Origin of the sequence: Streptomyces sp. NPDC018693, assembly GCF_044391385.1 — a bacterium.
GTDB lineage: Bacteria > Actinomycetota > Actinomycetes > Streptomycetales > Streptomycetaceae > Streptomyces.
Genome location: NZ_JBIRZZ010000026.1, coordinates 21,555 through 34,187 on the forward strand (window position 1 = coordinate 21,555; position 12,633 = coordinate 34,187).

Genomic DNA, 12,633 nt, shown 5'->3' on the forward strand with positions numbered 1-12,633 from the left:
CCCCCAGTCTGCCAATGCCTCCGGCGGTTCAGCCGCTTCTTACTGGGCTCTCACCGTCACATCGCAGGTGCGGGCAGTCGCACCGCCGACACCCCGACTCGCATAGCTGCGGGCAGTCGTGCCGCTGGGGCGGCACGGGTGGGCGCAGGGGCACCCCGCCGCGCTGGGCTGCGCACCCACCCCACCCCAGCCGCACCCGACGGTCACCCCTCCCCGCGGGCCACCGCAGCCAGCTGCTCCGCGAACGGCACCACCGCGAACTCGTCCCGCACCCCCGCCCTCCCCACCCGCATCAGCCCGGCCAGCTCCCCACCGGCCCGCTCGATCCGCCCGTCCAGCCCCTCCGCCCCCCAGTCCTCGGACGCCGCGAAAACCCCGGTGGGCGCCACAACGGCCCGCAGATACGCGAACAGCGGCCGCATCGCATGCTCCAGCACCAGCGAATGCCGAGCCGTCCCCCCGGTCGCCGCGATCAGCACCGGCATCCCCACCAGCGCGTCCTTGTCGATCACATCGAAGAACGACTTGAACAACCCGCTGTACGACGCGGAGAACACCGGCGAAACGACGACCAGCCCATCCGCCCCCCGCACCGCGTCGGCAGCCGCCCGCAGCCCGGCCCCCGGAAACCCGTTCGTGAAGTTGTGCGCGATCTCCACAGCGAGCTCACGCAACTCCACGACCCGCACCTCGACATCCCCCTCGGCCTGCCGCGCCACCGCCGCCGCCAGCCGATCCCCGAGCAGCCGGGTCGAGGACGGAACGCTCAGCCCCGCCGACACCACCACGAGCTTCATGCGACGCTCACCTCCTGAGCCTCCCGAGCCTCCCGCAGGGAAGCATGCGTAGGCGCCTCCGGCACCCCCACCGGCCGCCCGTTCGCGAACTCCTTGCGCAGCACCGGCACGACCTCCTCCCCCAGCATGTCGATCTGCTCCAGCACCGTCTTCAACGGCAGCCCCGCGTGGTCCATCAGGAACAGCTGCCGCTGATAGTCACCGGCGTACTCCCGGAAGGACAGCGTCTTCTCGATCACCTGCTGCGGAGACCCCACCGTGAGCGGCGTCTGCTCCATGAAGTCCTCCAGCGACGGCCCGTGCCCGTACACCGGCGCGACATCGAAGTACGGCCGGAACTCCCGCACCGCGTCCTGCGAGTTCCGCCGCATGAAGACATGCCCGCCGAGCCCCACGATCGCCTGCTCCGCGGTCCCGTGCCCGTAGTGCGCGTAGCGCGTCCGGTACAGCTCGACCATCCGCTTGGTGTGGTCGGCCGGCCAGAAGATGTTGTTGTGGAAGAAGCCGTCCCCGTAGAAGGCCGCCTGCTCGGCGATCTCGGGCGAGCGGATCGACCCGTGCCAGACGAACGGCGGCACCCCGTCCAGCGGCCGCGGCGTCGACGTGAACCCCTGCAACGGCGTACGGAACTTCCCCTCCCAGTTCACGACGTCCTCACGCCACAGCCGGTGCAGCAGCGCGTAGTTCTCGACGGCGAGGTTGATGCCCTGGCGGATGTCCTGCCCGAACCACGGGTAGACCGGCCCGGTGTTCCCGCGGCCCATCATCAGGTCCACGCGGCCGTCCGCGAGATGCTGGAGCATCGCGAAGTCCTCGGCGATCTTCACCGGGTCGTTGGTGGTGATCAGCGTCGTCGAGGTGGAGAGGATCAGCCGCTCGGTGCGCGCGGCTATGTAGCCCAGCATGGTCGTCGGCGAGGACGGCACGAACGGCGGGTTGTGGTGCTCCCCGGTCGCGAACACGTCCAGCCCGACCTCCTCCGCCTTCAGCGCGATGGCGACCATCGCCTTGATGCGCTCACGCTCGGTCGGCGTACGCCCCGTGGTCGGGTCGGGCGTGACGTCCCCGACGCTGAAGATCCCGAACTGCATGCCCGCTCGCCCTCCGCTTAGTTGACGATTAAACTATACCGCCCAACGGTCCATCGTCCCCTCGTATTCCAACCCCCCGCCCCACCCCCGCCACGCCTCCGCCACCGTCGTCTGTCAACTCCGATACGAACTCCGGCCCCCCAGCCATCCCCGGCCGCCTGTCATGGCCGCTCCCCGCCGCGACACCCGAGGCATCGTCGACGCCGCGGAACTCCTCACCCGCGTCCATTTCCGCCGCCGCGAACCCGCCGGGCCCCTCCGCCCCTACCTGGAGCACTACCGGCTCATCGACTGGGACCTCCCCCAGCCCTATGCCTCACACGTCGTCCCGCACCCCTCGGTCAACATCGTCTTCCAGCGGTACGAGCACCAGACGCCCTTCGCCGAGCTCTCCGGCATCGGCCTGGACCTCTTCACCCGGAAACTGGAGGGAAGAGGCAGAGTCTGCGGCATCCAGTTCCCCCCGGCGGCTTCCGCCCCTTCTTCCCCGGCCACCCCCGTCTCCCACTGGACGGGCAGCCGCGTCCACCTCCCCGGCACCGACCCCGCACCGGTCCTGGACGCACCGGACGAGGACGCCCGAGTGGCCGCCCTCGACACCTACCTGCTCTCCCTCGAACCCCGCCCCGCCCCCAGGCCGACCTGGCGATGTCCCTGATCGACCGCATCCGCACCGACCGCACGATCCGCCGCGTGGCCGACTTCGCCCGGGCCGAGGGCATCTCCGTACGCCTCTTCCAGCGCCTCTTCCATGCCTTCGTCGGCGTCCCGCCGATGGGGTCCCCCTCTGGGGAGGGTGATCCTCCGCTACCGCATCCCCGAGGCCCTGGAACGCGCCGAGACCGACCGGTCCGTGGACTGGCCCGCCCTCGCCACCGACCTCGGCCACGCCGACCAGGCCCACCTCGTCCGCGACTTCACCGCAACAGTAGGGGTGCCGCCGACGACGTACGCCCACGGCACCCGCAGCTGAACGGCGGCCGAAGCCGGTCAGAAGTAGTAGCGGTCCCCGGTGTCCAGCACCAGCACCCGCTGCCGGTCGTTCCCCCGGTTGCGGTCCACCGCGTCCCCGCTCCACACCGTGTCGATCTCCAGGGTCACCTCCGCCGGCCGCCCCCGCAGCCACACCCCGAGCACCAGCTGATCACCCAGCCCGTCCGCGTCCAGCGCCCCCGTCCGGCACACCACGTCCCGCGCCCCGGTCCGCACACACCCCGCCGGCAGCGCGTGCGCCCGCTCCTCGAGCGGCACCGACCAGCGCAGCCGTACGGTCGCGTCGGCGACGGCCGAGGGCCCGTGGTTGCGCGGCGTCATCCGCACCTCGGCCCTCCCGCCCTCCAACACCGCGGACCCGTGATACGCGAGATCCGCCTCGGGCACCACGCCGGCCCGAGCGGACCCGGCCCCCATCACCAGCACCGCGGCCACCGCCACCCCGACAAGCCCCGTCCTGCGCATGCCACCCACTCCTCACTCGCCGACGCACTGACCACCGCAGTGACCACCGCACTGACCGATGTATCCCACGCACGGCGAAGGGCAGGCGCCGTCCATCAGGTGACGTCTGCGAAGCTCCCCCCATGCCGATCCTCCGCTCCGCCGCCCTCTTCGTCGTCGCCGCGCTGTTCGAGATCGGCGGCGCCTGGCTGGTGTGGCAGGGCTGGCGCGAACACCGCGGCTGGCTGTGGATCACCGGCGGCGTCCTCGCCCTGGGCGCCTACGGCTTCGTCGCCACCTTCCAGCCCGACGCCCACTTCGGCCGCGTCCTGGCCGCCTACGGCGGCATCTTCGTGGCCGGCTCGATCCTCTGGGGCACCGTCGCCGACGGCTACCGCCCGGACCGCTGGGACGTAACAGGCGCCCTGATCTGCCTGACAGGCATGGCGGTGATCATGTGGGCACCGAGGGGCGATGTGTGACAAGGGTGAGCGTCCCGGCCCAAGGGGCGCGGGGCTGTGTTCGATATGCGGCTCCGCCGCGTGGGCGCGAGAACCCCCACAACCCGCACCCGCCCATCACCCCGAAGGCCACCCACCTCCGAGGGCGCCTATCCTGACCTGAACCCGAACACCCAGCCGAGGAGCCCCATGCCCCCCGCCTCGCGCATCGCGATCGTCACCGGCGCCAGCAGCGGCATCGGCGCCGCCACGGCCAAGCACCTCGCCACCGCCGGCTACCGAGTCGTCGTCACCGCCCGCCGAGCGGACCGCGTCGAGGCCCTGGCCAAGGAGATCAACGAGGCCGGCGGCTCCGCGACGGCATACCGCCTGGACGTGACGGACCGAGCCGCCGTGGACGAGTTCGCCACCGCCTTCAGGACGATCGGCGTCCTGGTCAACAACGCGGGCGGCGCGCTCGGCGCCGACCCGGTCGCCACCGGCGACCCGGACGACTGGCGCACGATGTACGAGACCAACGTCATCGGCACCCTCAACCTCACCCAGGCCCTGCTGCCCAAGCTGGAGGCGAGCGGCGACGGCACGGTGGTCGTCGTCTCCTCCACGGCCGGCCACGGGACGTACGAGGGCGGCGCGGGCTACGTCGCCGCCAAGCACGGCGCCCACGTCCTCGCCGAGACGCTGCGCCTGGAGATCGTCGGCAAGCCGGTCCGCGTGATCGAGATCGCCCCCGGCATGGTCAAGACCGACGAGTTCGCCCTCACCCGCTTCGGCGGCGACCGGGAGAAGGCCGAGAAGGTCTACCAGGGCGTGGCCGAGCCCCTCACCGCCGACGACGTGGCGGAGACGATCACCTGGGCGGTCACCCGCCCCAGCCACGTCAACGTCGACCTGCTGGTCCTGCGCCCCCGCGCACAGGCGTCGAACACCAAGGTCCACAGGGAGCTGTGATGACGGAGCGGACCCCGGAAGACACCTCGGCGGAGAAACGCCGCCTGGCCGAGGAGACCAAGAACGAACGCCAGGTCTGGTACTTCTTGGCGTACTTCCTCTTCGGCATCCACATCGTGGCGTTCGTCATGATCTACGCGGTCCGCCACGGCCACTGACCCCCAGCGGGGACACTCGGACACCGTGGACAGACACATACCCTTCGAGGCCCTGCACAACTTCCGTGACCTGGGCGGCTACCGCACGGCGGACGGCCGCCACCGCGTCCGCCCGGGCCTCCTGTACCGCTCGGACTCCCTGGGCAAGCTGCGGCAGGGCACACCGGACTGGACCCGCTTCCTGTCCCTGGGCGTCGGCACGGTCATCGACCTGCGCTACCCGTGGGAGATCGAGGGCAGGGGCCGCGTCCCCGACTCGGAGACCTTCGCCTACCACAACCTGAGCATCGAACACCGCCCCTACAACCAGGCGGCGCTCACCCCCGACGTCGACCCGGGCCCGTACCTCTCGGACCGCTTCATGGAGGTCGCCGAGGACGGCAAGAAGGAGATCCGCACGGCCCTGCGGCTGATCGCCGACGCCCGCGCCCCCGTCGCCTTCCACTGCGCCTCCGGCAAGGACCGCACCGGCGAACTGGCCGCCCTGCTCCTCACCCTCCTCGGCGTGGACGAGGCCACCGTCACCGAGGACTTCACCCTCACCGGACTGGCCCGCCCGGCCCTCCTCGCGGAGTGGTCGACCCGCAACAACGGCCGCGTCCCCGCCTGGCCCTCCTTCGCGAGCACCCCCGCCTCGGTCATGCGCCTGTTCCTCGCGGCGATGAGGTCCCGCCACGGCTCCGTCGACGACTACGTCACCCAGACCCTGGGCCTGGACACGACCGCCCTGAAGCAGACCCTGCGCGCCACCTACCTGGAGCCGCTCCCCACCAGCTGGCCGGACCTGACATACCGCCAGGCGACCCCCGCCGACGCCCCCACCCTGGTCCGCCTCCGCGACAGCGCGGCCCTCTGGCAGCAGGCCCGCGGCATCACCCAGTGGCGGCCCGGAGAGAAGGACGAGGCCCACTTCCGCCACCGCATGCGGGAGGGCGAGGTCTGGCTGGCCCACACCGGCGACCACCTGGCCGGCGCCTACGAGCTCTGGTGGGACGACCCGGCGGCCTGGGGCCCCCGCCCCGCCGACGCGGGCTACGTCCACCGCCTGATGACCACCCCCCACACGGCCCCACCCGGCACGGGCCGCGACCTCCTCACCCACGCCGAGTCCCGCATCGCGGCAACGGGCCGCCCGTACAGCCGCCTGGACTGCCTCTCCTCCAACCCCCGCCTGCGCACGTACTACGAGTCGGCGGGCTACACGGTCGTAGGAGAACAGCGAGCCAAGACGGACGGCACGGGCAGCCCGTACGCGGTGACCCTCATGGAGAGGCGCCTGGGGGACTGACCGCCGAGGACGGCTCAGCCCTTCACACACACCACCTGCTTGAGCTTCGCCACCACCTGGACGAGGTCCCGCTGCTGGTCGATGACCTGCTCGATCGGCTTGTAGGCGCCCGGGATCTCGTCCACCACACCGGAGTCCTTACGGCACTCCACACCCCGCGTCTGCTCCTCCAGGTCCTTCGTCGAGAAGCGCCGCTTGGCGGCGTTGCGGCTCATCCGCCGACCGGCGCCGTGCGAGGCGGAGTTGAAGGACTTCTCGTTGCCGAGGCCCTTCACGATGTACGAACCCGTGCCCATCGAGCCGGGGATGATCCCGTACTCGCCGGAGCCGGCCCGGATCGCGCCCTTGCGGGTGACCAGCAGATCCATGCCGTCGTACCGCTCCTCCGCCACATAGTTGTGGTGGCAGGAGATCTCCGGCTCGAAGGCCGGCTTGGCCTTCTTGAACTCCTTGCGGATCACGTCCTTCAGAAGCGCCATCATGAGCGTGCGGTTGTACTTGGCGTACTCCTGCGCCCAGAACAGGTCGTTGCGGTACGCCGCCATCTGCGGGGTCTGCGCGATGAAGACGGCGAGGTCGCGGTCGACCAGGCCCTGGTTGTGCGGGAGCTTCTGGGCTATGCCGATGTGGTGCTCGGCGAGTTCCTTGCCGATGTTCCGGGAGCCGGAGTGGAGCATGAGCCACACAGAGCCGGTCTCGTCCGTGCAGACCTCCACGAAGTGGTTGCCCGACCCGAGCGTGCCCATCTGCTTCGTCGCCCGCTCCTGACGGAACTTCACCGCCTCCGCGACCCCGTCGAACCGCCCCCAGAAGTCGTCCCACCCGGCGGTCGCGAGCCCGTGGAACCGCCCCGGGTCGACGGGGTCGTCATGCATCCCCCGCCCCACCGGAATGACCTGCTCGATCTTCGACCGCAGCCGCGACAGATCCCCCGGAAGGTCGTTCGCCGTGAGCGACGTCCGGACGGCGGACATACCGCACCCGATGTCCACCCCGACCGCCGCCGGGCACACCGCCCCCTGCATCGCGATGACGGACCCGACGGTCGCGCCCTTGCCGTAGTGGACGTCGGGCATGACCGCGAGGCCCTTGATCCAGGGCAGAGTCGCGACGTTCTGGAGCTGCTGCATCGCCGAGCCCTCGACCGACGCGGGATCGGTCCACATACGGATCGGCACCTTGGCGCCCGGCATCTCGACGTACGACATATCGCCCTCATTCCCCCGGAATCAATACAAAAGACTTAGTTCGCAAAACCGGCGCCAAGGTCGACGAAAAGGACAACGGACCGGCATCCACGGCGTTGCGTGCGATACACATTGTCTGCTGGGCGCACCCCCGCCCGGCAAGGCAATTAACCCCAGCCGACCCCGTCGAGAGGAACCGCACCGTGCAGCGGAAGGTCCACGTACCCGGTGTCGCCGCCCTCCTCGCGGTGGTCCTCGCCGGCTGCACGGGCAGCTCGGACGACGGCGGCCCGACCGACGACTCCAACCCCGGGGTGCCCGGCACCGCCACCGCCCCCGCCGAACCCGGCCGGTACGACACCCTCCCCGAGCCCTGCCGAGCCGTCGGCCGGGGCACCCTCGACGCCCTCCTGCCCGGCATCAAGCAGCTCACCGACAAGACCCAGCGCGACGCGGCCTACGCCGGCAGTCCGACCCTCACCTTCGACACCGACCGCAAGGTCGGCTGCCGTTGGAAGGTCGAGTCGACCACCGCCACCGACCACCTCTCCGTCGACCTCGAACGCGTCGTCTCCTTCGACACCGCCGTCAGCGACGACACCCAGGCCGAGGAGCTCTTCGCCGGGCAGCAGAGCGCCGCCCACCTCCCCGAACCCACCCCGACTCAGCAGGAGACGACGACCGGGACCGCGTCCGCGACCGCGAGCCCGACGGACACCGCCGGCCCTTCCCCCGCCGCCTCCGCCGCCGCGGCCACCGCCACCGCCACCGCGTCCGAGACGCCCGCCGACCTCCAGCCCCGCATCCTCGACGACCTCGGCGACGAGGCGTTCCTCAACGACGTCCTCAGCAGCTCCGGTTCGACCGCCAAGCGGCGGGTGATCACTGTGGCGTTCCGCACGTCCAACGTCATCGTGACCATCCAGTACGAGGAGCAGCCGACGACCATCGGCACCGTCCCGGACAGCAAGGAAATGCAGGACAGGGCCCGGAAACTGGCCTCCCAGCTGGCCGACTCGCTCGCCGGTTAGCGCGCCCGGTCATCCGCCGTCAAAGCACGGCAACCGCAACCGCGTGGCTTCCTCACCGCGTACCGTGGCCCCTCGGACCCGATCCGACCGCAGGATCCACGAGCGTCATGAGTGAAGGAACCATGCAGCGACGAGCCCAGCGAGACGACCAGCGAGCGAAGCACGACGGAGAGGTGAGGGACGCGCGCCGCACAGGCCGCACGCACCGCGTCCTCGCCGCCGCGACCGCCCTCCCCGTACTCCTGCTGGCCTCCGCCTGCTCCTCCGACTCGGACTCCGGCTCCGACGCCAAGCAGGACACGAGCGCCTCGGCGAGCGCGTCCGCGTCCGCCTCCGCGAGCCCCTCCCCGACCGTCCAGGCGGCCGCGTACCGGTCGCTGCCCAAAGCCTGCGCGGTACTGCCGAAGAAGACCCTGACGGAACTGGTCCCCAAGGCCGACTCCGCCGGCAAGGCGGGCGCCTCGGACGAGCCGGCCGACCGGGCCAGTTGCTCCTGGGACAGTCTCACCAACAACGGCGTCAAGGGCTCCCAGTACCGCTGGCTGAACATCTCCCTCCTCCGCTTCGAGTCCGACGTGACCCGCGGCTCCGGCGACGAACTCGCCCAGGAGTACTACGAGAGCCAGGTCAAGGGCGCCCAGACGGTGTCCGGCGCCAAGAACACCAAGTCGGCCGTCCTCACCGGCACCGGCGACCAGGCGACGTCCGTGCGGTACGACCTGAAGAAGAAGGAAGGCGACTTCAGGCAGCAGACGGTCGTGGTGCGCGTCGAGAACGTCGTCATCACCCTCGACTACAACGGCGCCGGCCTCGCCGGCGACAAGACGCCGGACGCCGATCCGCTGGTGAAGGCGGCCCAGAAGGCGGCCAAGGAGGCGGTGGCCTCGATCCGCGCGACCAACACCGCGGACGCTGCGGCCACCCCGGCACCAACCACCACCAACCCGTCCACCACCACCCCTTCTCCCTCCCCCTCCGGCAAGAGCTGACAGTCCGGCAACACGTTCGCCGTACACATGTGCCACCCTGTTGCGCGCAAGAACACGCAATGGGAGGGGAGTACGAGTGGCCGCGCCACTGCAGCTGACTCGGATGCACCGCGTTCTCATCGGCGTGGTCGTGGCCGGCGCCGTGATCATCGCCGGCATCGGCTTCGCGGGTTCGTACGCGGCCGTCCGGGAACTGGCCGTCAAGAAGGGCTTCGGGAACTTCTCCTACGTCTTCCCGATCGGCATCGACGCGGGCATCTGCGTCCTCCTCGCCCTGGACCTGCTTCTCACCTGGATCCGGATCCCGTTCCCCCTGCTCCGTCAGACGGCCTGGCTCCTGACGGCCGCGACGATCGCCTTCAACGGCGCGGCCGCCTGGCCGGACCCGCTGGGCGTCGGGATGCACGCGGTGATCCCGGTGCTGTTCGTGGTCTCGGTCGAGGCCGCCCGCCACGCGATCGGCCGGATCGCGGACATCACGGCCGACAAGCACATGGAGGGAGTCCGCCTCACCCGCTGGCTCCTCTCCCCCGTCCCCACCTTCCTCCTCTGGCGCCGCATGAAGCTCTGGGAGCTCCGCTCCTACGACCAGGTCATCAAGCTGGAGCAGGAACGTCTCGTCTACCAGGCCCGCCTCCGCTCCCGCTTCGGCCGAGCCTGGCGCCGCAAGGCCCCGGTCGAGTCCCTGATGCCCCTACGCCTGGCCAAGTACGGCGTCCCCTTGGCGGACACGGCCCCCGCAGGCTTGGCAGCAGCAGGCATAGAACCGGCCGTGCTCCCCCCGGCCGCGGCACCGGCACCGCAGCAGGAACTGCCACCAGCGCCGGTAGCTGCGGGCAGTCGTGCCGCGGAGGCCGCCGACGTACGCACCGTAGCTGCGGGCAGTCGTGCCGCTGGGGCGGCACGGGTGGGCGCAGCGGCACCTCCCAGCGAGCAGCGCCAAAACCCCACCCCGGAACCCGAGCCCAGCCCCTGGTTCAAAGCCCCCCACGAGGTCGAGTACCAGGGCGGCTACGACCCCAACTACGACCCGGACGCCCAGTACGCCCAGTGGTACGCGGAACAGCAGCACGCCGAGGAGTACGCGGACCAGTACCTGGAAGAGCCACCCCTGGAGGAACCCACCCCGGAGGAGACAGGCACCTTCCCCATCCCGGTGGGCCCGAACCGCACCCGAGAACTCGGCGAGGGCGGCGGCGCCCCCGAGCCGGACGAAGAAGCCCTGTACACGGTCTTCAAACAGTCGATAGACGGCAGCGGCTACCCCACCCCACGCGAGTTCAGCTACAACGTCGAGGCGACGTACGGCGTCCCTCTCATCGACGCCGAAGCCAAGCGCATGGTGATGCGCTTCCAGAACCGCCACACGGCAGAACTGGAAGACGACCACATCGCGTAAGGACAGGAAACGAAAAGGGGCCCTCCGACGAGGGCCCCTTGCCGCTTACTCCCCGAGCAGGGCCCGCACCCGCTCCTGCCCCACCGCCAACAGCAGCGTAGGCAGCCGAGGCCCCGTGTCCCGCCCGACCAGCAGGTGGTACAGCAGCGCGAAGAACGAACGCTGAGCCGTCTTGATCTCGGCCGGCAACTCCTTCGGCGTCGCGTCGGCGGAGAACCCGGCCTGCACCTTGGGCACGCCGTACACGAGGTGCGTCAGCCCGTCCAGCGACCAGTGCGACTCCAGCCCGTCGAGCAGCAGCCGCACCGACTGCTGGGACGCCTCGTCGAGCGACTTCAGCAGCTCCGCGTCGGGCTCGTCCCGCACGATGGTCCGCTGGTCGGCGGGCACGTGCGTGTTGATCCACGCCTCAGCCTTGTCGTACCGCGGCCGCGCCTCGTCCAGTGAGCCCAGCGGGTTCTCCGGGTCCAGCTCGGAGAGGATCCGCAGCGCCTGGTCCTGGTGCCCGGCGGTGATGTCGGCGACGGACGCGAGGGTCCGGTACGGCAGCGGCCGGACCGTGCGCGGCAGCTCACCGGCGGCGGTCCGCACGGCACGCGAGTGCGCGGCGACATCGGCGGGCAGCGCAGACCCGTCGGCGACCTTGGCGTCGAGCTTGTCCCACTCGTCGTAGAGCCGCTGGATCTCCTGGTCGAAGGCGATCTTGAAGGACTGGTTGGGCCGGCGCCGGGCGTACAGCCAGCGCAGGAGCTGCGGCTCCATGATCTGCAGCGCGTCGGCGGGGGTCGGCACCCCGCCCTTCGACGAGGACATCTTCGCCATGCCGCTGATGCCCACGAAGGCGTACATGGGCCCGATGGGTTGCTTGCCGCCGAAGATCCCGACGATCTGCCCGCCGACCTGGAACGAGGACCCGGGCGAGGAGTGGTCGACACCGCTGGGCTCGAACACGACGCCCTCGTACGCCCACCGCATGGGCCAGTCGACCTTCCAGACCAGCTTGCCGCGGTTGAACTCGTTGAGCCGGACCGTCTCGGAGAAGCCGCACTCGGTGCAGGCGTACGTCAGCTCGGTGGTGTCGTCGTCGTAGGACGTGACGGTCGTGAGGTCCTTCTCGCAGTTGCCGCAGTACGGCTTGTACGGGAAGTACCCGGCGGCACCGGAGGACCCGTCGTCCTCGGCGGCCGCGCCGGATCCCTCGGCGGCCTCCAGCTCGGCCTCGTCGACCGGCTTCTGCGACTGCTTCTGCTTCGCCGGGGCCTTCTTGGTCCGGTACTGGTCGAGCACGGCGTCGATGTCGCCGCGGTGCCGCATCGCGTGCAGGATCTGCTCGCGGTAGACCCCGGAGGTGTACTGCTCGGTCTGGCTGATCCCGTCGAACTCGACGCCCAGTTCGGCCAGCGACTCGATCATCCCGGCCTTGAAGTGCTCGGCCCAGTTCGGGTACGGCGACCCGGCGGGCGCGGGCACGGAGGTGAGGGGCTTGCCGATGTGCTGGGCGTGGGACTCGTCGGACACGCCGGGGATGCCCTTGGGCACCTTGCGGTAGCGGTCGTAGTCGTCCCAGGAGATCAGATGGCGCACCTGGTACCCGCGCCGGCGGATCTCGTCGGCGACGAGGTGCGGGGTCATGACCTCGCGGAGGTTCCCCAGGTGGATCGGCCCGGAGGGGGACAGACCCGACGCGACGACGACCGGTTTGCCCGGGGCCCGACGCTCCGACTCCTCGATGACCTCATCCGCGAAACGGGAGACCCAGTCGGTGGTCTCGGTGCTCTGAGCCACGATCGGCACGTCCTCTTGATCTGAGCTGGCATGGTCGATTGACCTCTCCATACTCCCAG

Annotated in this window: 12 protein-coding genes and 1 pseudogene; 8 read left to right on the forward strand and 5 right to left on the reverse strand. The window is 70.5% G+C overall.

Annotated elements, in window-relative coordinates:
• Window positions 1–203: 203 nt before the first annotated feature.
• Together ACH5AC_RS36485 and ACH5AC_RS36490 are read right to left on the reverse strand one after the other, a co-directional pair.
• Window positions 204–797 carry an FMN reductase gene (locus tag ACH5AC_RS36485; RefSeq protein WP_398866646.1) on the reverse strand — a complete coding sequence of 198 codons (594 nt, stop codon included), beginning with the start codon at window positions 795–797 and terminating at the stop codon, window positions 204–206.
• Window positions 794–1,888 carry an LLM class flavin-dependent oxidoreductase gene (locus tag ACH5AC_RS36490; RefSeq protein WP_398866647.1) on the reverse strand — a complete coding sequence of 365 codons (1,095 nt, stop codon included), beginning with the start codon at window positions 1,886–1,888 and terminating at the stop codon, window positions 794–796. Before ACH5AC_RS36490 ends, ACH5AC_RS36485 begins: the two co-directional genes overlap by 4 nt.
• A gap of 163 nt (window positions 1,889–2,051) precedes the next feature.
• On the opposite strand from ACH5AC_RS36490, the pseudogene ACH5AC_RS36495 reads away from it, so the two are divergent.
• Window positions 2,052–2,861, forward strand: a pseudogene (locus tag ACH5AC_RS36495) (DUF6597 domain-containing transcriptional factor).
• A gap of 17 nt (window positions 2,862–2,878) precedes the next feature.
• Here ACH5AC_RS36495 and ACH5AC_RS36500 read toward each other — a convergent pair.
• Entirely contained in the window at window positions 2,879–3,346 is a 468-nt protein-coding gene (locus tag ACH5AC_RS36500) for a hypothetical protein (RefSeq protein WP_398866648.1), read from the reverse strand.
• 122 nt (window positions 3,347–3,468) lie between these two features.
• Between ACH5AC_RS36500 and ACH5AC_RS36505 the strand changes: the two genes are divergently transcribed.
• The 4 genes from ACH5AC_RS36505 to ACH5AC_RS36520 all read left to right on the forward strand — a co-directional run bounded on the left by ACH5AC_RS36505 (window position 3,469) and on the right by ACH5AC_RS36520 (window position 6,183).
• Window positions 3,469–3,807 (forward strand): YnfA family protein, encoded by a 339-nt coding sequence (locus ACH5AC_RS36505; protein ID WP_398866649.1) that lies wholly within the window; start codon window positions 3,469–3,471, stop codon window positions 3,805–3,807.
• A 168-nt stretch (window positions 3,808–3,975) separates the two neighbouring features.
• Window positions 3,976–4,737, forward strand: coding sequence for an SDR family NAD(P)-dependent oxidoreductase (locus ACH5AC_RS36510; protein WP_398866650.1), 762 nt, complete (start codon window positions 3,976–3,978; stop codon window positions 4,735–4,737).
• Entirely contained in the window at window positions 4,737–4,895 is a 159-nt protein-coding gene (locus ACH5AC_RS36515) for a hypothetical protein (protein ID WP_398866652.1), read from the forward strand. The genes ACH5AC_RS36510 and ACH5AC_RS36515 overlap by 1 nt, the downstream gene beginning before the upstream one ends.
• A 25-nt stretch (window positions 4,896–4,920) precedes the next feature.
• Window positions 4,921–6,183, forward strand: coding sequence for a tyrosine-protein phosphatase (locus tag ACH5AC_RS36520; protein ID WP_398866654.1), 1,263 nt, complete (start codon window positions 4,921–4,923; stop codon window positions 6,181–6,183).
• 14 nt (window positions 6,184–6,197) lie between these two features.
• Here the strand turns inward: ACH5AC_RS36520 and ACH5AC_RS36525 are convergent, their stop codons facing one another.
• Window positions 6,198–7,391, reverse strand: a complete 1,194-nt coding sequence (locus tag ACH5AC_RS36525; RefSeq protein ID WP_398866655.1) for an RtcB family protein — start codon at window positions 7,389–7,391, stop codon at window positions 6,198–6,200.
• A 182-nt stretch (window positions 7,392–7,573) separates the two neighbouring features.
• On the opposite strand from ACH5AC_RS36525, the gene ACH5AC_RS36530 reads away from it, so the two are divergent.
• The 3 genes from ACH5AC_RS36530 to ACH5AC_RS36540 all read left to right on the forward strand — a co-directional run bounded on the left by ACH5AC_RS36530 (window position 7,574) and on the right by ACH5AC_RS36540 (window position 10,789).
• Window positions 7,574–8,401, forward strand: a complete 828-nt coding sequence (locus ACH5AC_RS36530; protein WP_398866656.1) for a DUF3558 domain-containing protein — start codon at window positions 7,574–7,576, stop codon at window positions 8,399–8,401.
• A 107-nt stretch (window positions 8,402–8,508) separates the two neighbouring features.
• Window positions 8,509–9,390 (forward strand): DUF3558 family protein, encoded by an 882-nt coding sequence (locus tag ACH5AC_RS36535; RefSeq protein ID WP_398866657.1) that lies wholly within the window; start codon window positions 8,509–8,511, stop codon window positions 9,388–9,390.
• A 76-nt stretch (window positions 9,391–9,466) separates the two neighbouring features.
• Window positions 9,467–10,789 carry a DUF2637 domain-containing protein gene (locus ACH5AC_RS36540; protein ID WP_398866658.1) on the forward strand — a complete coding sequence of 441 codons (1,323 nt, stop codon included), beginning with the start codon at window positions 9,467–9,469 and terminating at the stop codon, window positions 10,787–10,789.
• 45 nt (window positions 10,790–10,834) lie between these two features.
• On the opposite strand, the gene lysS is transcribed toward ACH5AC_RS36540, so the two are convergent.
• Complete coding sequence (gene lysS, locus ACH5AC_RS36545) at window positions 10,835–12,583, reverse strand: lysine--tRNA ligase (RefSeq protein WP_398866659.1); 1,749 nt, start codon at window positions 12,581–12,583, stop codon at window positions 10,835–10,837.
• Between the last annotated feature and the right edge of the window lie 50 nt (window positions 12,584–12,633).